Annotated in this window: 23 protein-coding genes; 17 read left to right on the top strand and 6 right to left on the bottom strand. The window is 71.6% G+C overall.

The genetic code is table 11. The features are described from left to right. The first annotated feature begins 9 nt into the window (after positions 1–9). The 8 genes from C1729_RS09630 to C1729_RS09595 all read left to right on the top strand — a co-directional run bounded on the left by C1729_RS09630 (position 10) and on the right by C1729_RS09595 (position 10,175). On the top strand, positions 10–954 hold the full coding sequence (locus tag C1729_RS09630) for a class C sortase (RefSeq protein WP_102509751.1): 945 nt from the start codon (positions 10–12) through the stop codon (positions 952–954). 322 nt (positions 955–1,276) lie between these two features. Continuing rightward, the gene (locus tag C1729_RS09625) at positions 1,277–1,942 is read left to right on the top strand and encodes an SPFH domain-containing protein (RefSeq protein WP_102509750.1); all 666 of its coding nucleotides are present in this window, start codon (positions 1,277–1,279) and stop codon (positions 1,940–1,942) included. A gap of 254 nt (positions 1,943–2,196) precedes the next feature. Further along, on the top strand, positions 2,197–3,006 hold the full coding sequence (locus tag C1729_RS09620; protein WP_102509749.1) for a succinate dehydrogenase cytochrome b subunit: 810 nt from the start codon (positions 2,197–2,199) through the stop codon (positions 3,004–3,006). Beyond that, positions 3,003–4,967 (top strand): fumarate reductase/succinate dehydrogenase flavoprotein subunit, encoded by a 1,965-nt coding sequence (locus C1729_RS09615; protein WP_207204597.1) that lies wholly within the window; start codon positions 3,003–3,005, stop codon positions 4,965–4,967. Before C1729_RS09620 ends, C1729_RS09615 begins: the two co-directional genes overlap by 4 nt. Beyond that, positions 4,964–5,713 carry a succinate dehydrogenase/fumarate reductase iron-sulfur subunit gene (locus tag C1729_RS09610; RefSeq protein WP_102509747.1) on the top strand — a complete coding sequence of 250 codons (750 nt, stop codon included), beginning with the start codon at positions 4,964–4,966 and terminating at the stop codon, positions 5,711–5,713. The genes C1729_RS09615 and C1729_RS09610 overlap by 4 nt, the downstream gene beginning before the upstream one ends. Before the next feature lie 108 nt (positions 5,714–5,821). Next, on the top strand, positions 5,822–7,276 hold the full coding sequence (gene aspA, locus C1729_RS09605) for an aspartate ammonia-lyase (protein ID WP_102509746.1): 1,455 nt from the start codon (positions 5,822–5,824) through the stop codon (positions 7,274–7,276). Next, positions 7,273–8,598 carry an anaerobic C4-dicarboxylate transporter gene (locus tag C1729_RS09600; protein WP_277985812.1) on the top strand — a complete coding sequence of 442 codons (1,326 nt, stop codon included), beginning with the start codon at positions 7,273–7,275 and terminating at the stop codon, positions 8,596–8,598. Before aspA ends, C1729_RS09600 begins: the two co-directional genes overlap by 4 nt. Before the next feature lie 149 nt (positions 8,599–8,747). Beyond that, entirely contained in the window at positions 8,748–10,175 is a 1,428-nt protein-coding gene (locus C1729_RS09595) for a hypothetical protein (RefSeq protein ID WP_129590720.1), read from the top strand. On the opposite strand, the gene C1729_RS09590 is transcribed toward C1729_RS09595, so the two are convergent. Next, entirely contained in the window at positions 10,075–11,034 is a 960-nt protein-coding gene (locus C1729_RS09590; RefSeq protein WP_102509743.1) for a glycosyltransferase, read from the bottom strand. The two genes, C1729_RS09595 and C1729_RS09590, sit on opposite strands and share 101 nt — an antisense overlap. 272 nt (positions 11,035–11,306) lie before the next feature. Here C1729_RS09590 and C1729_RS09585 point away from each other — a divergent pair, with 272 nt between their 5' ends. Beyond that, positions 11,307–11,750, top strand: a complete 444-nt coding sequence (locus tag C1729_RS09585) for a helix-turn-helix domain-containing protein (RefSeq protein ID WP_102509742.1) — start codon at positions 11,307–11,309, stop codon at positions 11,748–11,750. Further along, positions 11,747–12,091, top strand: coding sequence for a HepT-like ribonuclease domain-containing protein (locus C1729_RS09580; RefSeq protein ID WP_102509741.1), 345 nt, complete (start codon positions 11,747–11,749; stop codon positions 12,089–12,091). The genes C1729_RS09585 and C1729_RS09580 overlap by 4 nt, the downstream gene beginning before the upstream one ends. Positions 12,092–12,132: 41 nt before the next feature. Here C1729_RS09580 and C1729_RS09575 read toward each other — a convergent pair whose 3' ends face one another. After that, positions 12,133–13,704 carry an aspartate:alanine exchanger family transporter gene (locus tag C1729_RS09575; RefSeq protein WP_102509740.1) on the bottom strand — a complete coding sequence of 524 codons (1,572 nt, stop codon included), beginning with the start codon at positions 13,702–13,704 and terminating at the stop codon, positions 12,133–12,135. A gap of 161 nt (positions 13,705–13,865) precedes the next feature. On the opposite strand from C1729_RS09575, the gene C1729_RS09570 reads away from it, so the two are divergent. Next, positions 13,866–14,690: a YwiC-like family protein gene (locus C1729_RS09570; RefSeq protein WP_277985811.1), complete on the top strand. Its 825-nt coding sequence runs from the start codon at positions 13,866–13,868 to the stop codon at positions 14,688–14,690. Between the two features lies 1 nt (position 14,691). Next, complete coding sequence (locus C1729_RS09565; protein WP_102509738.1) at positions 14,692–15,792, top strand: FAD-dependent oxidoreductase; 1,101 nt, start codon at positions 14,692–14,694, stop codon at positions 15,790–15,792. A 2-nt stretch (positions 15,793–15,794) separates the two neighbouring features. Here the strand turns inward: C1729_RS09565 and C1729_RS09560 are convergent, their stop codons facing one another. After that, entirely contained in the window at positions 15,795–16,592 is a 798-nt protein-coding gene (locus C1729_RS09560; protein WP_102509737.1) for a hypothetical protein, read from the bottom strand. Between the two features lie 189 nt (positions 16,593–16,781). Beyond that, entirely contained in the window at positions 16,782–16,928 is a 147-nt protein-coding gene (locus C1729_RS14625) for a hypothetical protein (RefSeq protein ID WP_165375473.1), read from the bottom strand. A gap of 107 nt (positions 16,929–17,035) precedes the next feature. On the opposite strand from C1729_RS14625, the gene C1729_RS09555 reads away from it, so the two are divergent. From C1729_RS09555 to C1729_RS09545, 3 genes are all read left to right on the top strand, one after another. Then, entirely contained in the window at positions 17,036–17,941 is a 906-nt protein-coding gene (locus C1729_RS09555; RefSeq protein WP_102509736.1) for a LysR family transcriptional regulator, read from the top strand. A 287-nt stretch (positions 17,942–18,228) separates the two neighbouring features. Beyond that, positions 18,229–18,732: a low molecular weight protein-tyrosine-phosphatase gene (locus C1729_RS09550; RefSeq protein WP_242493778.1), complete on the top strand. Its 504-nt coding sequence runs from the start codon at positions 18,229–18,231 to the stop codon at positions 18,730–18,732. Positions 18,733–18,789: 57 nt separating this feature from the next. Continuing rightward, positions 18,790–19,977 carry a pyridoxal phosphate-dependent aminotransferase gene (locus C1729_RS09545; protein ID WP_102509735.1) on the top strand — a complete coding sequence of 396 codons (1,188 nt, stop codon included), beginning with the start codon at positions 18,790–18,792 and terminating at the stop codon, positions 19,975–19,977. Between the two features lie 85 nt (positions 19,978–20,062). Here the strand turns inward: C1729_RS09545 and C1729_RS09540 are convergent, their stop codons facing one another. Next, positions 20,063–21,055, bottom strand: a complete 993-nt coding sequence (locus tag C1729_RS09540; protein ID WP_102509734.1) for an ABC transporter permease subunit — start codon at positions 21,053–21,055, stop codon at positions 20,063–20,065. Beyond that, the gene (locus C1729_RS09535; protein ID WP_102509733.1) at positions 21,055–22,143 is read right to left on the bottom strand and encodes an ABC transporter ATP-binding protein; all 1,089 of its coding nucleotides are present in this window, start codon (positions 22,141–22,143) and stop codon (positions 21,055–21,057) included. The genes C1729_RS09540 and C1729_RS09535 overlap by 1 nt, the downstream gene beginning before the upstream one ends. 327 nt (positions 22,144–22,470) lie before the next feature. Between C1729_RS09535 and C1729_RS09530 the strand changes: the two genes are divergently transcribed. Both C1729_RS09530 and C1729_RS09525 read left to right on the top strand, forming a co-directional pair. Continuing rightward, a complete protein-coding gene (locus C1729_RS09530; protein ID WP_102509732.1) occupies positions 22,471–22,701 on the top strand; it encodes a helix-turn-helix domain-containing protein in 231 nt (76 codons plus the stop codon). A 24-nt stretch (positions 22,702–22,725) separates the two neighbouring features. Beyond that, entirely contained in the window at positions 22,726–23,139 is a 414-nt protein-coding gene (locus tag C1729_RS09525; RefSeq protein WP_102510622.1) for a (deoxy)nucleoside triphosphate pyrophosphohydrolase, read from the top strand. The last annotated feature ends 9 nt before the right edge of the window (positions 23,140–23,148 follow it).

Here is a 23,148-nt window from a genome sequence, read left to right as displayed (position 1 = left end):
GGACCCAGCATGAGCATAACGACGGCGCGGCACCGCAGACACACCCGGAGGCGACGCCCCTGGGCGATGTCCGGTGTCGTCGCCGTCGTCGTCGCGCTCGTCGGGGGGACGATCCTCTCCTACCCGATCGCCGCACCCTGGATCACCGACGTCATCCAGGCCGACCAGCTCGTCACCTACCGCCGAGGCGTCGACGCGCTCGACCCTGCCGAGATCGCCCGCCTGCTCGACTCGGCCCACGACTACAACGCGAACCTGCCCAACGGGCCGCTCCGCGACCCGTACGTGCTCAACGCGAGCGGCGAGGCCGTGAGCCTCGACGAGGGACGCACCCGGTACGACTCCGAGCTGCGCATCCCCGACACCGGTGCCGACACGCCCATGGCCCAGCTGACGATCCCCGCGATCAGCGTCAACCTGCCCATCTACCACGGCACGTCCGAGGAGACGCTCGCCCGCGGCGTCGGGCACTTCTACGGTTCAGGGCTGCCAGTCGGCGGCTCGGGCGTGCACCCCGTCCTCACGGCCCACTCCGGGTACGTCGACGCGACGCTCTTCGACGACCTCGACAAGCTGCAGGTCGGCGACACCTTCGCGATCCAGGTCCTCGGCGAGCTTCTCCACTACCGGATCGACAACATCGCCACGGTCCTGCCCGACGAGTCCGAGCTGCTGCGCCAGGTGCCCGGCAGGGACTACGTCACGCTCGTCACGTGCACCCCGCGCTACGTCAACACCCACCGCCTCCTCGTCCGGGGCGAACGCATCGACGGGCCCGCAGCGACCGGCGCCGACACCGGCACGACGCGGCTCGTCACCGCACCGTCCGTCGGTGTCCCGTGGTGGATCCTCGTGACCCTCGGCCCCGCGGTCGGTACGTTCTTCCTTGTGCGTCCCCCGCGCGTCCGCCCTGCGGCCGCTGCCCCGGGCGGCGACGCCCCGGTGCCCGCCTAAAACCCTCGCGCCACGCGGCACCGAGCCGCTACGGTCGTCCTGCCGGCCCCCGGGGAGCGGCCGCGGCCGGGTACGGACCAGCGGTCCCGCACGTCACCAGGGTCGGTACGCGTGCTCACGCACGCGTGGCAAGGCGCTCTCAACGCCCAGGGTTCAACTCCCTCGGCCGTCGCCCGGCCGACCACCCCCGCCCACGGCCCTGCGGGCCGCGACCACGTGTCGCAGCCCCCGCCACGGCAGGACGGCCGGGCGGCGGCCACAACCTCGTCCTGCGCGACCGCGCAGGACCCACCGCTGAGCCGATCCGAAGGGGGTCGCCCACATGTTCACCCGTCACCTCACCGTCCAGCCCGACGAGAAGGTGCTCGCGTTCCGCGACGGCGCCCTCGTCGACGTCCTCGGTCCCGGCCGGCACGCACGGCGCAGCCGCACCGTCGTCGTCCGCGTCGACATGCGTCGCCGGCTCCTCGTCCTCGCGCCGCAGGACGTGCTCACCGCCGACGGCGTCGGCGTGCGCGCGACCGTCGCCGTCCGCTGGCGCGTCGTCGACCCTGTGACGTTCCACGGTGCCTCGGCCGACGCCGAGGCGGAGCTCCACCTCGCCGCGCAGCTCGCGCTGCGGACCGCGATCGCGGAGGTGACGGCCGACGACGTCGCGTCCCGGCCCGCCACCGTGAGCACGGCCGCGCTCACCGCGGCGGTCGCCCCCGCAGCCGACGGCATCGGCGCCGAGGTCGTCGACGTCGTCCTCCGCGACGTCATCCTGCCGCCCGCCGTGCGCGACGCCCGCACGGACCTCGTCGCCGCCCGCACGCGCGGCCAGGCGCGCCTCGAGGAGGCGCGTGCCGAGACCGCCGCGCTGCGCGCCCTTGCCAACGGGGCGCGGCTGCTCGAGGAGCACCCCGCGCTCGCGCGCGTGCGGCTCGTCGAGTCGGTGACGCCCGGAGCGCAGGTCGTCCTCCACCTCGGGGACGACGCGAAGGCCTGACGCCCGACGACGAGGCCGCCCGCACCCTCGGGTGCGGGCGGCCTCGTCGTCCGTGGACTGCCGCCCAGCGTTCCGACGGATTGACGGATTCGGCCCATTCAACGGGCGGAAACCGTCAATCCGTCGACACGGGTGGGTGGGGACCGCAGGCCCAGCTGGGCACGGTCGCCGCCGTGAGAATCCCGGGCCTTGCGTCCCACGTGAACGCTGAAAGCGCTCCGTAGGTTCGTGAGAGAGACCACAGGAGGAACCCGATGGCCGATCCGCAGGACGTCAAGGACGCCGAGCCCGCCCCCGCGCCCACCGAGCGCCGACCGCTCCCAGGAGCCGAGCCCGCAGCCCTCGCGACAGGCCGCGTCCGCGACGCCCGCGTCCGGCCCGCCCCCAAGGTCCCCTCCTGGGTGCTGAAGATCATCATGGCGGTCACCGGCACGGTCTTCGCGCTCTTCGTGCTCGTCCACATGATCGGCAACCTCAAGATCTTCATGGACCCCGAGCACCTCAACACGTACGCGTACTGGCTGCGCACCGCGTTCGAGCCGCTCCTGCCCTACGAGGGCCTCCTGTGGATCATGCGCGTTGTCCTCCTCGCGTGCCTCGTCGCGCACATCGCCGCCGCCGTGATGATCTCCGCGCGCTCCCGCGCCTCGCGCGGCACCCACAAGCGCCGCGGCATGACGAACCTGCGCTCCTTCGCCGCCCGCAACATGCTCGTCACCGGCACCGTGCTCCTCGCGTTCATCGTCTTCCACCTGCTCGACCTCACGCTCGGCAAGGTCGTCGCCGCCGACGGCTACCAGCACATCGAGAACGGCGAGGCCTACGCCTACGAGAACGTCGTCGCGAGCTTCTCGCGCTGGCCCGTCGCCGCGTTCTACATGTTCGCGCTCGTCGTGCTGTTCGTGCACCTCGCCCACGGGCTGTGGACCGTCGTCCAGGACCTCGGCGCGACCGGCCGCCGCACGCGCGCCGTCGGCCTCTTCCTCGCCGGGGCGATCCCCCTCGCGATCCTCCTCGGCAACATCCTCATCCCCATCGCTGTGCTGACAGGAGTCGTCAAGTGACCACCGAGTTCCACGCGCCCGACGCCGTCGTCGAGGGCGTCGAGATCGGCAGCATCCTCGACGGCCAGATCCCGGGCGGCGACCCCCGCACCGCCTGGGAGCGCCGCCGCCTCGGCTACAAGCTCGTCAACCCTGCCAACCGGCGCAAGTTCCGCGTCATCGTCGTCGGCACCGGCCTCGCCGGCGCAGGAGCCGCCGCCGCGCTCGGCGAGCTCGGCTACGACGTCCACGCGTTCACGTACCATGACGCCCCGCGCCGCGCGCACTCCGTCGCCGCCCAGGGCGGCATCAACGCTGCCCGCGCGCGCAAGGTCGACAACGACTCCGTCGACCGCTTCGTCATCGACACCGTCAAGGGCGGCGACTTCCGCGGCCGCGAGGCCGACGCCTTCCGCCTCGGCGAAGAGTCCGTCCGCGTCATCGACCACCTCGCCGCGATCGGCGCACCCTTCGCCCGCGAGTACGGCGGCCAGCTCGCCACCCGCTCCTTCGGCGGCGTCCAGGTCTCTCGCACCTACTACACGCGCGGCCAGACGGGTCAGCAGCTGCAGATCGCCAGCGCCCAGGCGCTCCTGCGCCAGGTCGACGTCGGCACCGTCAACCTCCGCACCCGCCACGAGATGCTCGACCTCGTCGTCGACGACGGCCGCGTCCAGGGCGTCGTCATGCGCAACCTCCTCACCGGAGAGATCACCGCGCACACCGCGCACGCCGTCGTCCTCGCGACCGGCGGCTACGGCAACGTCTTCTACTTCTCGACGCTCGCGAAGAACTCCAACGCCTCCGCAGCGTGGCGGGCCGTCCAGCGCGGCGCGCTCCTCGCGAGCCCGAGCTTCATCCAGTTCCACCCGACCGCGCTGCCCGTCTCGAGCCGCTGGCAGTCGAAGACCATCCTCATGAGCGAGTCGCTTCGCAACGACGGCCGCATCTGGGTGCCCGCCAAGGCCGACGACACCCGCGCCCCTGCCGACATCCCCGAGGACGAGCGCGACTACTACCTCGAACGCAAGTACCCCGCGTTCGGCAACCTCACGCCCCGCGACGTCGCCTCCCGCAACGCGCACGAGCAGATCCAGTCCGGCCGCGGCGTCGGCCCCCTGAAGAACTCCGTCTACCTCGACTTCCGCGACGCCATCAAGCGTGTCGGCAAAAAGAAGATCGCCGAGCGCTACGGCAACCTCTTCGAGATGTACACCCACGCGACCGGCGAGGACCCGTACACCGCCCCCATGCGCATCGCGCCCGGCGCCCACTTCACCATGGGCGGCCTGTGGTCTGACTACGACCAGATGACGTCCGTCCCCGGGCTCTTCGTCGGCGGTGAGGCAGGCTGGGGCTACCACGGTGCCAACCGGCTCGGCGCGAACTCGCTGCTCTCCGCATGCGTCGACGGCTGGTTTACGCTGCCCTACTCCGTGCCGAACTACCTCGCACCGCTCCTCGGCACCGAGCGACTCCCCGACGACGCACCTGCCGTCACCGAGGCCGTCGGCCGCGCTGAGGCGCGCGTCGCCAAGCTGCTCGCCATCCAGGGTGAGCACGGCCCGACGTACTTCCACCGCGAGCTCGGCGACATCCTTTACGAAGGCTGCGGCGTCGTCCGCACCAAGGAGTCGCTCACGACCGCGCTCGGCAAGATCCGCGACCTCAGCAAGCGCTTCTGGACCGAGCTGCGCGTCCTCGGCGACGAGGACCGCCTCAACCAGGAGCTCGAGAAGGCCGGCCGCGTCGCCGACTACCTCGAGCTCGCCGAGCTCATGTGCATCGACGCCCTCGACCGCGAGGAGTCGTGCGGCGCCCACTTCCGCGCCGAGCACGAGGCCGACGGCGAGGCGCTCCGCGATGACGACCTCTGGGCGTTCGTCTCCGCCTGGGGCGTCCCCGGCGACGGACGCTTCGTCCGCCACGCCGAACCCCTGACCTTCGACGCCGTCCCGCTCACGAGGAGGAACTACAAGTGAGACTCACCCTGGAAGTCTGGCGGCAGACCGACCCCGCCGACACCGGCCGCTTCGAGACGCACGTCGTCGACGACGCCACCCCCGAGATGAGCGTCGTCGAGCTCCTCGACCGTCTCAACGAGTCCCTCGTCGAGGACGGGCGCGAACCCGTCGCGTTCGAGTCCGACTGCCGTGAGGGCATCTGCGGCGCGTGCGGCGTCACCGTCGACGACCGACCGCACGGGCCCCAGCCCAACACGCCGTCGTGCCACCAACGTCTCTCGTCGTGGAAGGACGGCGAGACCGTCCGCCTCGAGCCCCTGCGTTCGGGCGCCTACCCCGTCGTCCGTGACCTCGTCGTCGACCGCTCCGCGCTCGACCGCATCGTCCAGGCCGGCGGTCACGTCGCGATCCAGGCGGGCACCGCGCCCGACGCCGACACGACACCCGTCGACCACGCCCTCGCCGAGATGGCGCTCGACTTCGCAGCCTGCATCGGCTGCGGCGCCTGCGTCGCCGCGTGCCCCAACGGCGCCGCGCACCTCTTCGTCGGGTCGAAGCTCACGCACCTCGCCTCCCTCCCCGGGGGACGCGAGGAACGCGGAAAGCGTGCCCGCGCGATGATCGCCGAGATGGAGCAGGACTTCGGTCCGTGCTCGTCGTTCGGCGAGTGCGCCGACGTGTGCCCCGCCGGCATCCCGCTCGCCGCGATCGCGGCCGTCAACCGAGAGAGGATGAGGGTGGTGCTCCGGGGCAGGAACGACTGACACCTCTCCCGGGCGACAACGACGTCGCCCAGCCGATCCGGCAGTGTCGCCGGACCTCGCCCCGTGCCGAGCACCGACGCTTGTGTACGGACGAAATGGAGAAAGAAGATGTCTGAGCAGTACCGCACCGAGGTCGACCTCCTCGGACCCAAGGACGTGCCCGCCGACGCCTACTACGGCGTCCACACCCAGCGGGCCGTCGAGAACTTCACGATCAGCACCACGCGCATCGGGGACGTCCCCGAGTTCGTGCGCGCCATGGTCCAGGTGAAGAAGGCCTCGGCCCTCGCCAACAAGGACATGTACACCCTGCCCGCCGACGTCGCGGACTCGATCGTCGCCGCGTGCGACGCGATCCTCGACGAGGGCAGGTGCATGGACCAGTTCCCCATCGACGTCTTCCAGGGAGGCGCGGGAACGAGCGTCAACATGAACACCAACGAGGTCGTTGCGAACCTCGCCCTCGAGCTCCGAGGGCTCCCCAAGGGCACGTACGACGTCATCAACCCCAACGACCACGTCAACCAGTGCCAGTCGACGAACGACGCGTACCCGACGGGCTTCCGGCTCGCCGTCCACGCCGTCGTCGCAGACCTTATGGCCGAGCTCGGACGCCTCGCCGAGGCGTTCGACGCGAAGGGCACCGAGTTCGCGGACGTCCTCAAGATGGGGCGCACCCAGCTGCAGGACGCCGTCCCCATGACCCTCGGCCAGGAGTTCGGCGCGTTCGGACTCCTCATGCGCGAGGAGATCCGCTACCTCGCACGCCAGATCGAGCTGCTCCTCGAGGTCAACCTCGGGGCCACCGCGATCGGTACCGGCATCAACACGCCCCTCGGCTACCCCGAGCGTGCCGTCGCCCGGCTCGCCGAGGTCACCGGCCTGCCCGTCGTCTCCGCCGAGAACCTCATCGAGGCGACGAGCGACACCGGCGCGTACGTCGCCGTGCACGCGGGCCTCAAGCGTGTCGCCGCCAAGCTCGGCATGATCTGCAACGACCTGCGCCTGCTGTCCTCCGGCCCGCGCGCAGGCCTCGGCGAGATCAACCTGCCCGAGCTCCAGGCCGGCTCGTCGATCATGCCCGCGAAGGTCAACCCCGTCCTGCCCGAGGTCGTCAACCAGGTGTGCTTCAAGGTCGTCGGCAACGACGTCACGCTCACCATGGCGGCCGAGGCCGGACAGCTCCAGCTCAACGTCATGGAGCCCGTCATCGCCCAGTGCCTCTTCGAGTCCGTGTCGCTCCTGCGCAACGCCGCCCGCTCGCTGCGCGAGAAGTGCGTCGACGGCATCACCGCGAACAAGGAGGTCTGCCTCGCGTACGTCATGGGGTCGATCGGCATCGTCACGTACCTCAACCCCGTCATCGGCCACCACAACGGTGACCTCGTCGGCAAGGAGTGCGCGCGGTCCGGACGCTCGGTGCGGGAGGTCGTCCTCGAGATGGGCCTCCTCGACGAGGAGACACTCGACGAGATCCTCTCGCCCGAGAACCTCATGCGACCGCAGTACAGCGGTCACCTCTACACCCCCGACGACGTGACGAGGCAGGTGGACGCACGATGATGATGGCACTGCAGTTCCTCGTCGTCCTCGCGGCGATCTTCCTCGGCGCGCGCCTCGGCGGCATCGGCATCGGCTTCGCCGGTGGCCTCGGTGTGCTCGTCCTCGCGCTGCTCGGCGTCACACCCGGCGATATGCCGCTCGAGGTCGTCTCGATCATCATGTCCGTCATCGCGGCCATCGCGGCGATGCAGGTCGCGGGCGGCATGGACTACCTCGTCGACCTCGCCGACCGGGCGTTGCGGAAGAACCCCAAGTACCTCAACTTCCTCGCGCCCCTCATCACGTACCTCATGACGATCATGGCGGGCACCGGTCACACGGCATTCTCGACGATGCCCGTCATCACCGAGGTCGCCAAGGAGAACGACATCCGGCCCTCGCGGCCCCTGTCGATCGCCGTCGTCGCGTCGCAGATCGCCATCACGGCGTCGCCCATCTCGGCGGCCGTCGTGTTCTTCTCGGGCATGCTCGAGGAGGCCGGCACGGGCGTCGACTACATCACGCTCCTCATGGTCGCGATCCCGTCGACGTTCTTCGCGTGCATGGCAACCGCCGCGATCATGATGGGCATCGACCGGGTGCGCGGCACGTCGAAGCTCTCGACGCTGCCTGAGTACCAGCGTCGCCTCGAGGCCGGCACGGTCGCGCCGCCGACGGGCCGCACGGAGCGCGAGATCACGAAGGGCGCGCGCCTCTCGGTGCTCATCTTCTGCCTTGGCCTGCTCACCGTCATGACGTACGCGACGATCATCAGCGACAAGGTCGGCCTCGTCGAGGAGCCCGTCATGGGCCGCGATGCCGCGATTATCTCGATCATGCTCGGCGTCGCAGCGATCATCGTCATGGTGGGCAAGGTGCAGACCTCGGAGATCCTCGGGGCGTCGACGTTCAAGTCCGGCATGTCGGCCGCGATCTGCGTGCTCGGTGTCGCGTGGCTCGGCACGACGTTCGTCAAGGCGCACGAGGAGGCGATCCTCACCGCGTCGGGCGACCTCCTGCGCGACAACACGTGGCTGCTCGCGGTCATCCTCGTCTTCGCGGCCGCGCTCCTGTACTCGCAGGCCGCGACGTCGAAGGCGCTCATGCCGCTCGCCGTCGCCGCCGGGGTCTCGCCGCTCGGCATGGTCGCGGCCTTCCCGGCCGTGTCCGCGCTCTTCATCCTCCCGACGTACCCGACGCTGCTCGCGGCCGTCGAGATGGACGACACCGGGTCGACGCAGATCGGCAAGGCGATCTTCAACCACCCGTTCCTCGTGCCCGGGCTCATCAACATCGCGATCGCGGTGGCGCTCGGCTACGGGTTCGGGGTGCTCGCGATCTGACCTGACCTGACTCGATAGCCTATCCGTGCGCGCCACGCGCACGGATCGGCTATCGGCTGCTCCCGGCGTGTCCGAGCCGGTATGATCTGTCGCGGCCTGGGCGATTCCCGGCCGTCCCGCACGACGACCACCGGCGAGGAGCCGCCCCCGTGACCAGCGCCGGATCCCGCCGGACGATCCCGTGGCGAAAGTTCGCGGGGACCAGCGTGCGCACGCTCCTCGCGATCGTCGTCGCGCACCTCGTGCTCGTCGGCCTCTTCGCCGCGACGTACGCGGTACCCGACGCACCGATCATCCGCCACGTCACGGCCGACCTCGCCGCCGGACGACTCGCCGACACCTACCCCGACAACCCGCTCGGAGGCCGGCTCGACGGCTACACGCAGTGCCTGAGCACGACGAGCGGCGTCCTGCCGACAACGTCGGGCATACCCCTGCCCGCGAGGGTGACGATGGTGCCGCGCGGGCCCGGCGACTGCTCCGAGCTGCCCGGATACTTCGGCCGGCTCGCCGACGGCGGACCCTTCGCCCACCCCGACCGCGGCGACGCCTTCGGATACATCCGCTACTGGTCCGGCTTTTCGATCGTCTCGCGCCCTCTCCTCGCCCTCGGCGGCATCCGCGCCGCACAGACCGGCAGCGCGATCCTCCTCGTGGGCGCCCTCGCGCTCCTCGCGCACGGCACCCGGCGCCGCGCCGGGACGCCGGCCGCGGTCGCGCTCGTCGGCGCGTACGCCCTCACCTCGAACGTCACGACGACGCCGCTCGCCTACACGATGGCCGTCTCCGAGTCCGTCGCCCTCGCAGGTGCGGCCCTCGTCCTGCTCGTCCCGCGCCGCTGGACGCTTCCCGCCGCCGCCGTCGCCGCGTCGGCCTTCGTGTTCGTCGACCTCCTCACCGTCCCCGGCACGTCGTGGGCGCTCACGGTGTTCGCCGTCGCACTCCGGGCCTGGTCGACGTGGGCCGCCGGCCCCCGCACGACGCGGCCCGCGCGTCCCGCGCTGCTCGCCGCTGCCGGCGGCGCCGTCGCGTGGGGTGCTGGCTACGGAGTCTCGTGGGCCCTTCGCTGGGTGTACGCGACCGCCTACGTCGGAATCCAGGGCGTCGTCGACGACGTGCTGACGACCGCGCGCTTCCGCATCGACGGCGACACGACGTTCACGGGCAAGCCGGTCGAGCTCAGCACCGTCCCGCTCGGCTCGCTGGGCAAGAACCTCGGCTACTGGGCGATGACCGTGGGCCTGTGGGCAGCCGTCGTCCTCGTCCTCGCCCTCGCCGTCGTCGTCTGGCGTCGCCGCACGACCGTCGTCGCAGGCGTGGCCGCCCGCGGCGGGTGGCCAGCCGTCGCGGCCCTCGCTGCTCCCGCGCTGCTCGTCGTCATCTGGTACGAGTTCCTTCGCAACCACAGCCAGATCCATGCGTTCTTCACGCACCGTAGCCTCGGCGCGGCGACCGCGATCTGCGTCGCGGCCCTCGTCATCGGATGGGCAGGGGCTCCTCGGCCGGCGCGCTCACTGCGGGAAGACGCAGGTACGCGAGACGCATCGACTCCCGACGGAGCCGCAGCACACCCGTGAGGAGCAGCCCGACACTCCCGGCGAGCATGCCGAGGATCGCGAGGCTCGACGCGAGGATCGCCGTCGGGAACCGCTCGACGAGACCGGTCTGCGTGAACTCGTAGACGACCGGGAGGCCGAGCACGAGCGACGCGACGAGCAGGAGCGCAGCCACACCGCCGTACGCCGCGAACGGCCGCTCGTGGACGAACATGCGCGCGATCGCCCAGCAGATCCGCAAGCCGTCGCGCACCGTCCGGAGCTTCGACGCCGAACCCTCGGGGCGCTCCTTGAACCCGACCGGAACCTCGCGCTGCGGGACGCGCAGTGCCATCGAGTGGATCGTCAGCTCGGTCTCGATCTCGAACTCGCGAGAGAGCGCGGGGAAGGACTTGACGAAGCGGCGCGAGAAGACGCGGTAGCCCGAGAACATGTCGGTGACGGGCGTGCCGAAGAGCCTGCCGACGACCATGTTGAACGCGGCGTTGCCGCGCGCGTGACCCGGGCGGTGCGCGGATGCTTGCGGGTCGTCGGTGCGGCACCCGAGCACGTGGTCGTACGGGCCCTCGAGCAGCGTCTGGATCATCTCGGGGGCCGCGCTCGCGTCGTACGTGTCGTCGCCGTCGATCATGAGGTAGACGTCCGCGTCGATGTCAGCGAACGCGCGGCGCACGACGTTGCCCTTGCCCTTCGCGTGCTCGGTGCGGACGATCGCGCCGTGCGCGGCCGCGACCTCGGCGGTGCGGTCGGTCGAGCAGTTGTCATACACGTAGACGTCGATGCCGGGGACGGCGGCGCGCAGGTCGTCGACGACCGTGCCGATCGCGACCTCCTCGTCGTGGCACGGGACGATCGCCGCGATCGTCAGGCTGTCGGGCACGTCGCCTCCGGGTGGGTCGTCTGATCTGAGACGAAGCCTACCGGTGGACAGCGTCCCCGCACCGGCGCGACTGACGCGCCCGAGCTCCGCCGTCACGGCGCAGCCGGTCGTCGACCCGAAAGTTTGTGCCCTACCCGCAGGTTCAGCCTTGCGGGTAGGGCACAAAGTTGCGGGCACGCGGGATCCTGGCTGGCGTCGGAGCCGCAGCCAGCAGTGCTGCGGCCGACAAGCCCGCTATAGCGCCGGCGCTATAGCGGGCGTAGCGTGGACGCATGGACCTCAGAGCACGACGACTCGCGGCGGGGATGACCCAGGCCGAGCTCGCGCGCGCCGCGGACGTCCCCCAGCCGAACGTCTCCGCGTACGAGACGGGCCGACGTCGGCCGAGCGCCGAGGTGCTCGAGCGGCTCGACCGGGCGCTCCGTGCGCGACCGTCGGCGCGGGTCGACGCGCACCGCGACGAGATCCGTCGGATCGTCGCGTCGTACCGCGCCGCGAACCCGCGGGTCTTCGGCTCCGTGGCACGCGGCGAGGACACGCCCGGGTCCGACCTCGACCTGCTCGTCGACTTCACGGACGAGGCGAGCCTCCTCGACGAGGCCGGCCTGAGGATCGACCTCGCCCATCTCCTCGGCGTCGAGGTCGACGTCGTCGGGGCGGACACGCTCCGTGGGGAGCTGCGCGAGCGGGTCCTGCGCGAGGCGCGGACGCTGTGAGCGGACGGCCGAGGGACGCGGTCGTCCGTGTGGTCGCCGTGTGCGACGCGCTCGCGGACATCCTTCCGGCGACGCTCGACGAGCTGCGTGCGGACGTCCGCAGCCAGTGGGCGGTCGAGATGGGGCTCATCCGCATCGGAGAGGGGGTCGCCCGGCTCCCGGCCGAGCTCCGGGACGAACATCCTGCGCAGCCCTGGCGTCAGATCATCGGAATGCGGAACCTCGCCGCGCACCAGTACGACGATCTTGACCCGGGCCGTGTGTGGCGGACCGTGACCCGCGACGTGCCGGCACTACGGACCTACCTCGTCGACGTGGTCCTCCCCGCGCTCGACCGCTGACACGTGCGGCCGCGCGCGGCACGCGGGACCCGCGGCCGTGCTCAGAGCACGACGATGATCTGGACGAGGAGGATCTTCACGACCATGCCGAGCGCGAACGTCGCCGCGTAGCCCGCGTCGATGCGGTCGTCCATCGCGCGGCCGTTCGCGTCCGCGAGGATCGCCGGCTGGCCGAGGAACCCGGCGAACGCGCCCGTCGTGCGCTGGGCGGAGACCCCGAGGTGCTTGGCGCCGCCAAAGAGCACGAGCGCCCCGACGATGACGACCGCCGCGGCCGACAGGCCGATGAGCACGCCCTCGAGGCTGAAGGCGCGGGCGGCGAAGTCCTCGCCCGACGAGAGCCCGACGGCAGCGAGGAAGAGGACGAGGCCGAGCTGGCGCAGCGTGAGGTTCGCGGCGTGCGGCATCCCCCACACGACGGGGCCCGAGCGCTCGAGCCCGCCGAGGATCATGCCGACGACGAGCGGCCCGGCCGCGGAGCCGAGGGAGAACTCGATGCCGCCCGGCAGGGGAATCGTCACGAGGCCCGCGAGGAGGCCGAGCGCCATGCCGAAGCCCATGGTGAGGGCGTCGACCTCGGAGACGCGCCGCTCGGAGTCGCCGAGAAGCTTGCGGACCTCCTTGAGGCGGTCGCGAGGCACGACGGGCAGGACACGGTCGCCGAGCTCGAGAACGAGGTCGTCCTTCGCAAGGAGGTCCGCGTCGCCGCGGCGGATGCGCGTGATGACGCCGCCGTAGCGGCCGGGGATGTCGAGCGAGCCAACGGGGCGGCCGGCGACGTGCCGGTTGGAGACGACGACGCGTCGGGAGTCGACCGAACGGCGGTCGTCGGCGAGGTGGTGCTCGACCTCGCGGCCGAGGTGCGCGACGACAAGAGCGACGGCCTCGGCAGGGCCGACGACGACGACCTGGTCGCCGGGCCGGAGCTCGTCGTCAGCGGCGACGACGCGCGTGTGCCCGCCGCGCGCGAGGTACGACATGCGGACCTCCTGCTCGTCCCAGCCGGGGATGTCGGCGAGCCAGCTCGGCCGCTCGACCTCGACCGTCGTCGCGAAGAGGCCTGCGCCCGACGCGCTCGCGGGGTCGCGTCGTGAGTCCCAGACCTTGTTGACCATGGTCGAGACGACGAGGATCGCGACGACGACGCCGACGGGGTAGCCGAGCGAGTAGCCGACCGCGGGGTCGTTGTTGCCGGCCGCGTCGACCGCGGCGGCGAGCGCGGGCGTCGACGTGAGGGAGCCGGTGTACATGCCGGCGGCGATCGCGCCGTTGAAGCCGAAGAGCTTGCCGGCGCCAGCGGCGACGGCGGCGGAGGCGACGAGCGCGAGGGACGCGACGACCATGAGGGGCCACTGGCGGCGGAGGTCGCGGAAGAACGTCGAGCCGGCGGCGAGGCCGACGGTGTAGACGAAGATCCCGAGGCCGAGGGTCGACAGGAGGCCGAGGCCTTCGCCGAGGCGCGGGTCGGTCGCGCCGAGCGCGAGGCCGACGAAGAGCGCGCCCGAGGCGCCGAAGCGCAGGGGGCCGAAGGGAATCGCGCCGAACGCCGTGCCGAGGGCGACGACGAGGAAGACGGTGAGGAGGGGGGACGACGCGAGGACGTCGAGCTGCACGGCGGGCTCCCGGGGCTGGTGGAGGTCGCTGGTTGGGCACCCACCAGGATAGGTGGGATGAATGCGTTGCGGCGGGGCGAGTGACGCGGCTGACAGGTCGACCTTGTCACAGCCCGAGGAAGTGGATCTGACGTCAGATACGATTGTGTCATCATGAGTGCGTGGCTGACGTCGACGCACCGCACACCGCACCAAAACGCCCCACACCCCCGCGCCCCCGCAAGAGACGCCGCGGACCCGGGTGGGTCCCCGACCAGCATGGCGCCTGGGCGATGCTCGCCGTCCCCCTCGGCCTCGGCATCGTCCAGACCGGACCCGCCTGGGTCCACCTGCCCCTCGCCATCGTGTGGATCCTCGGCTACCTCGCCTTCTACGCGACCGGCCAGTGGCTCCGTTCGCACCGCAAGAAGCGCTGGTTTCCCCCGGTGCGCGCCTACGTCCTCGCCTGCATCCCGCCCGGCCTCGCCGTCGTCGCCCTCCGCCCCGACCTCCTCGCCTGGGTCCCCCTCTTCCTCCCGCTGCTCGCCACGAGCCTCGTCCTCCACCACCGCCGCGAGGACCGCAGCCTCCTCAACGACGTCGTCACCGTCGTCGCCGCCTGCCTCGTCCTGCCCGTCGCCCACGACGCCGGGCTCGACGTCGCCGCCCCCGGCGGCTGGGCCGCCACCTGGGTTGCGACCGCCCTCACTGCCGGCTACTTCATCGGCACCGTGCCCTACGTCAAGACCCTCATCCGCGAGAAGGGCTCCCGCGCCTGGTACGTCGGCTCCGTCGCGTTCCACGTCGCGCTCTGCGCCCTGCCATGGCTGCTCGCCACGACGACACCGGTCCCCTTTGGTCCCGTGCCCCTGACGATCTTCTACGCGATGCTGGTAGTACGCGCGGCACTCGTCCCCCTCCGGGGTGCGACGCCGCGACAGGTGGGCATCGGCGAGATCGTCGCGTCGGTCCTGCTCACCGCCGTCGTCATCATGGAGGTGCTCTGAGATGTCCGGAAACCGAGTGGTCGTCGTTGGCGGAGGCTACGCCGGCATCGTCGTCGCCCGCGAGCTCGACGACGTCGCCGACGTCACGCTCGTCGAGCCGAAGAGCGAGTTCGTCCACGCGACAGCCGCCCTGCGCGCAGCCGTCGACGTCGCGTGGGAACCCAACGTCTTCCTCTCCTACGACCACCTGCTGACGAACGGCCGCGTCGTCCACGACCGCGCCCGACGCATCACCCCGCGCTCCGTCCACCTCACGTCGACTGACGTCCTCGAGGCCGACCACGTCGTCATCGCGACCGGCACCTCCTACCCCTTCCCCGCGAAGTTCATCGAGTCCGAGGGCTGGGTCGCTCGCGCACGCCTCGGCCGCCTCCGCGAAGCCCTCGCGACGAGCAGTCACGCCCTCCTCGTCGGCGCCGGGCCCGTCGGCCTCGAGCTCGCCGGCGAGCTCCACCACGCCTACCCCGACATGAAGATCACGATCGTCGAGCAGGCCGAACGCATCCTCCCGTCGCCTGAACTCATGGAACCCCTCCGCGAGAGCCTCCGCACCCAGCTCGAGGACGCCGGTGTGCGCTTCGTCCTCGGCGCCCGGCTCGGCTACCTGCCGCCCGTCGACGTCGGCATCCACCAGCCGTTCGTCGTCGAGACGACGACCGGGGAGAAGATCGAGGCCGACATCTGGTTCCGCGCCTACGGCAACCGCGCCGAGTCCGACGCCCTCGACGGCACGCTCGCCGCCGTGCGCCGCGGCGACGGCTCCATCCGCGTCGACGGCCACCTCCGCGTCGCCGGGCACGGAACCGTGTGGGCCATCGGCGACGTCGCCGACGTCAAGGAGTCGAAGCGCGCCCAGCACGCGATCGCGCACGCCCGCGTCGTGGCGGAGAACCTCCGCTCCGTCCTCGCGGGCGGCGAGCCGACGGTCCTCTACCGGCCCGAGCCCGAGATCGTCGTCATCCCGCTGGGGCCCGAGGGCGGCGCGTCGCAGGTGATGAAGCGCGACGGGTCGCGCACCGTGCTCGACGCCCACGAGACGAGCCGCATCAAGGGGCAGGACCTCATGGTCGCGCCGCTCAAGGAGCTGCTCGGGCTCGAGTGAGCTCAGGCCCAGCCGAGCGTCCGGCGCACGGTCGTGGCGCCCGCTGCGGGCCACTGCGGCAAGCGTGGCGCGACGACGTCCTCGGCGATCCCGAGGAGCGCCCGGGCGCAGTCTTCGACCGGCTGGTCGAGTGCCGCGCCGATGCGCGCGCCGACGCCGGGAAAGGTGTCCTCGACCCGGCGTCGCGGGTCGAGGCCGTCGCGCAGCGCCGCCGGGTCGGCGGGCACGAGCGCGCCCACGAGGTCGAGCAGCTCGCCGAGCGCGTACATCCGCACGTGCGCGTTCGCGGCGACGAGCTCGCCGCGGCGCGCGCGGCCGACACCGATGAGCAGGAGCGAGCAGAAGAGCCCCGCCGCGCGCGGCAGGTCGGGTGCGGGTCGCGCGGCGATCTCGTGCGCCGTGCGCGCGGCGCACGCCTCGAGGACGGAGGTGACGGGCCCCGTGTCGTGGACGACGCGCCAGTGGTGCGCGGCGAAGGTCGCCACGTCCTCGAGCGAGGCGACGGCGAACTCCATGACGTGGCCGTCGGCGAGGACGACCTTGAGCCCATGGCCGGTCTCGCGCGGGGAGAGCACGATGTCGGGTCCCTCGGGGAGCCACGAGAGGTCCTGGCGGTAGCGCTCGGCGACGTCGGGCTCGACGACGAGGTAGAAGTCGTGGTCGGACCATTCGTCGAGGCGGGCACGCTCGGCCCCCGAACCGAGGAGGACGAGCCCGAGCACCTCGGGCCGCTGCGCGAGGCGCGCAACGAGCGCATCGGTCCAGGCGTCAAAACGTGCACGGGCGTCAAGCGTCGTCATGGGTTCCTCCGGGGTCGCGTAAGCCCTCGTACGGGGCCGGTCCGAGCGTAGGGCGTGCGCGGCCGCGCTGGGAAGGCCCGGACAGCCGAAGAGCCGCGATCCGTCGTGGATCGCGGCTCTTGGGGACGACGCGGGAGGATGCGTCGCGGCGGACGGTCGGTCAGTGGCTGCTGACGGGCCGCCGGGGTCTCAGCGGAGGATCATCGGGGACTGGTCGGGCACCCGGTGGAGGTCCATCTTCATCCGGAGCTCACCCTGGGGCGTCGGGATCGCGGGGACCGCGTGACGCTTGAGCCACCGGACGACCTTGGCGACGGGCTGCTGGACGGAGGACATCTCTCTCACCTTCCTGGGGTTCGGGGTCGTGCTGATACCTCAATGATGGTGCGGATCTTGCTTTAGCACAATTGAATTGTTGTGGACCCAGGGTTTAGCATTGCTACATGGCAACGGATGCACGCAGGCTTTCCTTCCTCTTGGCGGTCCACAGGGCTGGAGGAGTCCTGGCGGCAGCAGATCTGCTGCACGTCACGCCGTCGGCGGTGTCGCAGCAGATCCAGCGGCTTGAGATGGAGGAAGGGGTGACGGTCCTCGACCGTGGGCCGCGCGGCGTCACCCTCACGCCCGCCGGGCGCGTGCTCGCCGAGGCCGCCGAGCGCATCGAGGCCGAGCTCGTCTCGGCGCGCAAGGAGCTCGCGACGCTCGGCGACGACGTCGCCGGAACGGTGACCGTCGCGTCGTTCCAGACCGTCACCGTCTCGGTGCTCGTCCCCGCGCTCGTCGCACTCAAGGACGAGCACCCCGGCGTCGACGTCGTCATCAAGGACATGGAGTACGCCGACGGCGTGCGCGCGCTGCGCGCCGGCGAGGTCGACGTCGTCCTCCACGAGCGCGACGAGCACACGAAGCCCAACGCTGGACGCGGTCACCGCGACCTGCCCGTGCTCGACGAGCCGTGGTGGCTCGCGATCCCCACGTCGATGCCGACGCCGTCCTCGCTCCACGAGCTCGATGGTGTCCGCTGGGTCGGGCCGGACCCAGGCACGGCGGCGGCGCGCGCGCTTGGGCGCCTCGGCGCGGAGATCGGTGTCGAACCCGTCGTGCGCCACTCCTTCTACGACTTCGGCGTCGCGCTCGCCCTCGTCGCAGCCGGCGAGGGCGTTGCTCTTCTCCCCGCGCTCGCCCTGCGCGCAGGCGTGCCCGACGGCGTCGAGGTCGTGACAATGCCCGGGCTCGGGTCGCGACGCATCGTCGCGCGCCACCGCCAGACCAGGCACGAGCCCGGCCCCGCCGTCGCGACGGTGCTCGAGGCCGTCGTCGACGCGGCCGCCCGCCTCGGCCTCGGGTGACGTGACCCGGGATCGACCCTCACCCCGGGCACGAGAAGGGCCCGTGAGGTGCTAGCGCGTGCGGCGGACAACCGCACCCTCACGGGCCCCGGTGGTCGCCCCGTGCCGGCGACCGGGTGAGCCGGGCGTCAGCCGGCGACCACCTCGAGAGTCCACTCGATCTTCATCTCGCGGATCACCTCCTTTCGTCGGTGTCCCCGACGCTACGCGCGCCCCGCCGCGCGGCGCACCGTTATTTCCCGCGCGGCCCCCAGGAGGGGCAGGATGGAACCGACGAAGGAGGACTCATGCTCAGGGTCATGACGGTGTGCACGGGCAACATCTGCCGGTCACCCATGGCAGAGATCGTGCTGCGGCACCGGGTCGAGGCCGCGGGCCTCGGGGACCGCGTGACGCTCGACTCGACGGGCATCTCCGACGAGGAGCACGGCCGGCCCGTCGACCGTCGGGCACGGACGGCGCTCGAGGCGCGCGGGTACCACGTCGGACCCCACCGTGCCCGACGCGTCCGTGCCGACGAGCTGCGCGACCGTGACCTCGTCCTCGCGATGACGCAGCACCACGCGCTGGTTCTGCGGTCCATGCTGCCCCCCGGTGACGAGCGGGTCGTGATGTTCCGGTCGTTCGACCCGGAGGCGCCAGCCGTCGTCGACGGGGACGAGCGCGTCCTCGACGTCGCCGATCCCTGGTACGGCGGGCCCGAGGACTTCGAGACGTGCCTCGACGAGGTCGAGGCGGCGGCCGACGGGATCGTCGCGCACCTGCGTGCCCTCCACAGCGCCCGGGCCTGACCCGACCCACGCTCGAGGACCGCTCCGTCGGCCCGGCTCGTCCGGCAGGATGACCGTATGAAGGTCTCGCAGCGCTCCGCCGTCCCGCCGTTCGCCGTCATGGAGATCATCGCGGCCGCCAACGCGCGCCGCGCCGCCGGTCAGGACGTCATCAACCTGTGCGCGGGCGAGCCCGTCACGGGCGCGTCGGACGCCGTGCGCGAGCGCGCCCGCGACTTCCTCGACGGGCGCAGCCTCGGCTACACCGAGGCGCTCGGCGCGCCGCCGCTGCGCGCGGCCCTCGCCGCGCACTACGAGCGCTGGTACGGGATCGACGTCGACCCAACCCGCATCGCGGTGACGACGGGATCGTCGGGCGGGTTCATGCTCGCGTTCCTCGCGGCGTTCGACGTCGGCGACCGCGTCGCGCTCGTCCGCCCCGGGTACCCCGCCTACCGCAACATCCTCGCGTCGCTCGGCTGCGAGGTCGTCGAGCTCGCCGCCGGCGCCGACGTCGGCTACGCCCCGACCCCCGCGATGCTCGACGCCGCGCACGCCGACGCCCCGCTCGCGGGGCTCGTCCTCGCGAGCCCCGCTAACCCCACCGGCACGATGATCGACGCGACCCGGCTCGCCGAGCTCGCCGCGTGGTGCGCCGCGCACGACGTCCGCCTCGTGAGCGACGAGATCTACCACGGCATCGTCCACGACCCGTCCCGGTGGCCCGGCGCGACCGCGGCCCACCACCTTGGCACGGGCGCCGTCGTTGTCTCGTCGTTCTCGAAGTACTGGGCGATGACCGGGTGGCGGCTCGGCTGGCTCGTCCTGCCCGAGGACCTCCTCGCCCCCGTCGACGCGCTCGCGGGCAACGTCGCGCTCTGCCCGCCCGCGCTCGCGCAGCACGCGGCCGTCGCCGCGCTCGAGCCCGACGGCTACGCCGCCGCGGCTCGCGACGCCGAGCAGTACGGACGCTCGCGCGCGGTGCTGCTCGCACGGCTCGACGAGCTCGGCTGGCACGACGTGGCCCCGGCCGACGGCGCCTTCTACCTCTACGCCGACATCTCCGCGTCAGGCCTCGACTCGCGGGACTGGTGCGCGCGGCTCCTCGACGAGGCAGGCGTCGCCCTCACTCCCGGGACTGACTTCGACCCCGTCGACGGGCACCGGTGGGTGCGGCTGTCGTTCGCCCAGGAACCCGCGACGATCACGACCGCCGTCGACCGCATTGTCGCGTGGCAGAAGACCCTCGCGTCGTCCGGACGATGACGGAACGACGACGGGCGGGCCCTCCCGTGATGGAGGACCCGCCCGCCCCTTCAACGCCCCGGGAGCGGACGGCGTCGACCGAGCGTCAGTGCACGTCGCGCCGCCGGAACGCGAGCCACGACACGACGACGAGCACGAGCCCGATCGAGCCGAGGTAGAGCGTCGCGTCAGCCGCCGTGATGAACTTCTCGACCTGCGTGCACTCGCGGTACAGCTCGTCCTGGTTCCACGCGCAGACGTTGACGAAGTACGAGGTCTTGCCCTCGGTGATCGCGAGCAGCCGCGTCGAGACGAACCAACCGTGCAGCGCCGACTCCCAGAACATGCCCCGGAACACCATTTCGACGACGACGAAGTACCCCGCGACGACGCCGATGACCGCAGCCGTGTGCCGCAGGAGCGAGCCGAGCGCGGCCCCGAGCACAGCCGCGGCGACGACGACCCCCGACGTGCGCAGGATCGCCCCGACGAGCTTGCCCGTGTCGAGCGGTTCGGGCGAGGGGATGCCCCGCAGCTCGGTCCACGCGGCAGTGCCGAGGACACCGAGCGCCGTGACGAGTGCCGCGGCGCACACCGCGACGACGGCGGGCGCGGCGAGCTTGGAGAAGAACACGCGGGACCGACGCGGCTCGAACGTCAGCCAGTTGCCGAGAGACCCGGTCGCGTGCTCGGCGGCGGTGAGCGAAGCCCCGAGAAGGAACATGAGCGCTGCGGCAAGGATGAGCAGCCCTGTCGTCTCGCGGGTGACGCGCTCGGCGAAGCCGTCAGGAGACCAGGTGTAGTTCTCGAACGTCGGTTCCTCGAGGTAGCCCTCGCAGCCCCAGTCCACCGGGGACTGCTCGTTGGCCGCAGCGTCGCTGACGCAGCTGTCGTAGTACTGCTGGTGGTTGAGCTTCCAGTCAGCGAGGTCCCGCTCGAAGTACACGCGTTGCTCCGCGAGCTCTTGATCGCTCGGCATCGACGTCGAGACGAAGTTGCCGCCGAGGAAGAACAAGCACAGGCCGACGAGCCCGCTGAGGATGATCCACGTCGCACGGCGCGACCGGGCACGAAGAAGCTCTGCAGCGATGAGTCGCATCACGCCTCCCCTCCCTCGGTGCTCGTCGGTCGGCCGTAGGGGTTCGTGGGCGGGCCCTGGGGCGGTTGCGGCGCTCCGTGTGTCGGCGACGCGGCGTGGTGGCCAGCCGCGTGGGACGGAAGTGGCACGCCAGCCGTGGTGCCAGGGCCCTCGCCCGCGGTGAGCTCGAGGAAGAACGCCTCGAGACCCGCGCGCTGCGCGACGAGCTCGGACACGTAGTGCTCGTGGTGCGCGAGCCGACGCGTGATCTCTGCCGGGTCGTCCACCCCGGTGACGTTGAGGAGGGCGCCGTCACGCACGACGGTCATCCCGCCCTCGCGCAGGACGCGCTCCGCACCGTCCGGGTCGGCGACGCCGACGCGGACCGTCGTCGTCGCCTGCGCGTCGAGGAGGTCCTTGACGCGGCCCTGCGCGAGCGTGCGGCCACGGCCGATGATCGTCACGGTGTCGGCGACGTGCTCGACCTCGCTGAGGATGTGACTCGAGACGAGCACCGTCTTGCCCGACGCGCCAAGCGATCGCATGGTCTCGCGGATCTCGTGGATGCCCGCGGGGTCGAGCCCGTTCGTCGGCTCGTCGAAGATCAGCAGGTCCGGGTCCTTGAGGAGCGTCGCGGCGATCGCGAGGCGCTGCTTCATGCCGAGCGAGTACGTCTTGAAGAGGTCCTTGCCGCGGTCCGTGAGGCCGACGTCCTCGAGCACCTGGGCGACGGCGCGCTCGGGCGCTCCGATGCCCTTCGCGAGGATCTCGAGGTTGCGGCGTGCGGAGATCGTCGGGAAGAACTTCGGCTGCTCGACGATCGCGCCGACGCGCTTGATGACGGCCGGCAACTGGCGGGGGATCTCGTGGCCGAGGACGTTCATCGTGCCCGCGTCGGCATGGATGAGCCCGAGGAGCATGCGGATCGACGTCGTCTTGCCCGAGCCGTTGGGGCCGAGGAACCCGTGGACGCCCCCGCGCGGGACGTCGAGGTCGAGGCCCTGGACGGCGACGGAGCGTCGTCCGGTGACGCTGCGGTACGTCTTGCGTAGTCCGCGCGTCACGATCGCGAGGTCGCCCGGAGAGGCGCCGTCCAACGTCGTCGTCATGATCCCCCTGTGATGGGCCCGGGGCCGCCGGGTCGCTGGTCGACCGGTGTGTCCGGCGCCACTACGGAGGGTAGCGGCGTCACGGGTGACATGGGGGTTCTGCTGGACGTGTCCCACGCCGCGCGCCCGAGTATGATGCAGCTCACATCGGAGTCTGGGCGTGCTTTGCGTCGTCCTGACCTGCGCAGACGCGGACATGGCCTGGCTCACGACACCAGCGACGCGGGTGAAAGCAGTTCGTCGCCCAGAGTCGCGTCATGACCGGATGTCGTCTCCCTCTCATCGGATGAACGGCGGATCGACCCGCCGCGACGCAGGAGGAGAACCATGCAGACCACCGGCACCACCGAGGACCGCGCGCCGCTCACGCGCCGCGAGCTCGTCGTCCTGGCGCACCTCAGCGATGACGTCACGCTCGACGATGTCGCGCGCGAGCTCTTCGTCAGCCGCAACACGGTGAAGACCCAGGTGCGCAGCGTCTACCGCAAGCTCGGCATCTCGACGCGCGCCGAGGCCGTCGTCCATGCCCGCAGGCTGGGCCTCCGCGAGGACGGTTGACCATGGACTGGCAGAATGCCGGTCATGGAGCGCACACATGTCGTCGCGGCGATCATCGTCGACGACCTCGACGCGCCCACGCGGGTGCTCGGTGCGCGCAGGGTCCGGCCCGAGCGGCTCGCAGGTCGGTGGGAGTTCCCCGGCGGCAAGGTCGAACCGGGGGAGAGCTCGCACGCTGCGCTCGTGCGTGAGCTCCAGGAGGAACTCGCGGTGACCGTGCTCGTCGGCGACGAGCTACGGGGGCCGCACGACGACGGCTGGCACGTCACCGACCGCCACGCGATGCGCCTGTGGTTCGCGGTCCTCACGAGCCCCGAGCCCGTCCCGCTCACCGAGCACGACGAGCTGCGCTGGCTCGACGCGACGACCCTCGGCGACGTCCCGTGGCTCGACGGCGACCTCGAGATCGTCGAGGCGCTCCGCCCGATGCTCGGCTGACCACAGGCC

Origin of the sequence: Sanguibacter massiliensis, assembly GCF_900240335.1 — a bacterium.
GTDB classification, from domain to species: domain Bacteria; phylum Actinomycetota; class Actinomycetes; order Actinomycetales; family Cellulomonadaceae; genus Flavimobilis; species Flavimobilis massiliensis.
This window is presented reverse-complemented; position numbering and strand designations above follow the sequence as displayed.

What these genes read in the sequence shown, in the direction of transcription:
- C1729_RS09600 (WP_277985812.1), top strand. Translation starts at nt 7,273, where the DNA reads ATGATGATGGCACTGCAGTTCCTCGTCGTCCTCGCGGCGATCTTCCTC.
- C1729_RS09620 (WP_102509749.1), top strand. Translation starts at nt 2,197, where the DNA reads ATGGCCGATCCGCAGGACGTCAAGGACGCCGAGCCCGCCCCCGCGCCC.
- C1729_RS09525 (WP_102510622.1), top strand. Translation starts at nt 22,726, where the DNA reads ATGGAGCGCACACATGTCGTCGCGGCGATCATCGTCGACGACCTCGAC.
- C1729_RS09585 (WP_102509742.1), top strand. Translation starts at nt 11,307, where the DNA reads ATGGACCTCAGAGCACGACGACTCGCGGCGGGGATGACCCAGGCCGAG.
- C1729_RS09550 (WP_242493778.1), top strand. Translation starts at nt 18,229, where the DNA reads ATGCTCAGGGTCATGACGGTGTGCACGGGCAACATCTGCCGGTCACCC.
- C1729_RS09555 (WP_102509736.1), top strand. Translation starts at nt 17,036, where the DNA reads ATGGCAACGGATGCACGCAGGCTTTCCTTCCTCTTGGCGGTCCACAGG.
- C1729_RS09630 (WP_102509751.1), top strand. Translation starts at nt 10, where the DNA reads ATGAGCATAACGACGGCGCGGCACCGCAGACACACCCGGAGGCGACGC.
- aspA (WP_102509746.1), top strand. Translation starts at nt 5,822, where the DNA reads ATGTCTGAGCAGTACCGCACCGAGGTCGACCTCCTCGGACCCAAGGAC.
- C1729_RS09535 (WP_102509733.1), bottom strand. Translation starts at nt 22,143, where the DNA reads ATGACGACGACGTTGGACGGCGCCTCTCCGGGCGACCTCGCGATCGTG.
- C1729_RS09565 (WP_102509738.1), top strand. Translation starts at nt 14,692, where the DNA reads ATGTCCGGAAACCGAGTGGTCGTCGTTGGCGGAGGCTACGCCGGCATC.
- C1729_RS09625 (WP_102509750.1), top strand. Translation starts at nt 1,277, where the DNA reads ATGTTCACCCGTCACCTCACCGTCCAGCCCGACGAGAAGGTGCTCGCG.
- C1729_RS14625 (WP_165375473.1), bottom strand. Translation starts at nt 16,928, where the DNA reads ATGTCCTCCGTCCAGCAGCCCGTCGCCAAGGTCGTCCGGTGGCTCAAG.
- C1729_RS09530 (WP_102509732.1), top strand. Translation starts at nt 22,471, where the DNA reads ATGCAGACCACCGGCACCACCGAGGACCGCGCGCCGCTCACGCGCCGC.
- C1729_RS09540 (WP_102509734.1), bottom strand. Translation starts at nt 21,055, where the DNA reads ATGCGACTCATCGCTGCAGAGCTTCTTCGTGCCCGGTCGCGCCGTGCG.
- C1729_RS09545 (WP_102509735.1), top strand. Translation starts at nt 18,790, where the DNA reads ATGAAGGTCTCGCAGCGCTCCGCCGTCCCGCCGTTCGCCGTCATGGAG.
- C1729_RS09560 (WP_102509737.1), bottom strand. Translation starts at nt 16,592, where the DNA reads ATGACGACGCTTGACGCCCGTGCACGTTTTGACGCCTGGACCGATGCG.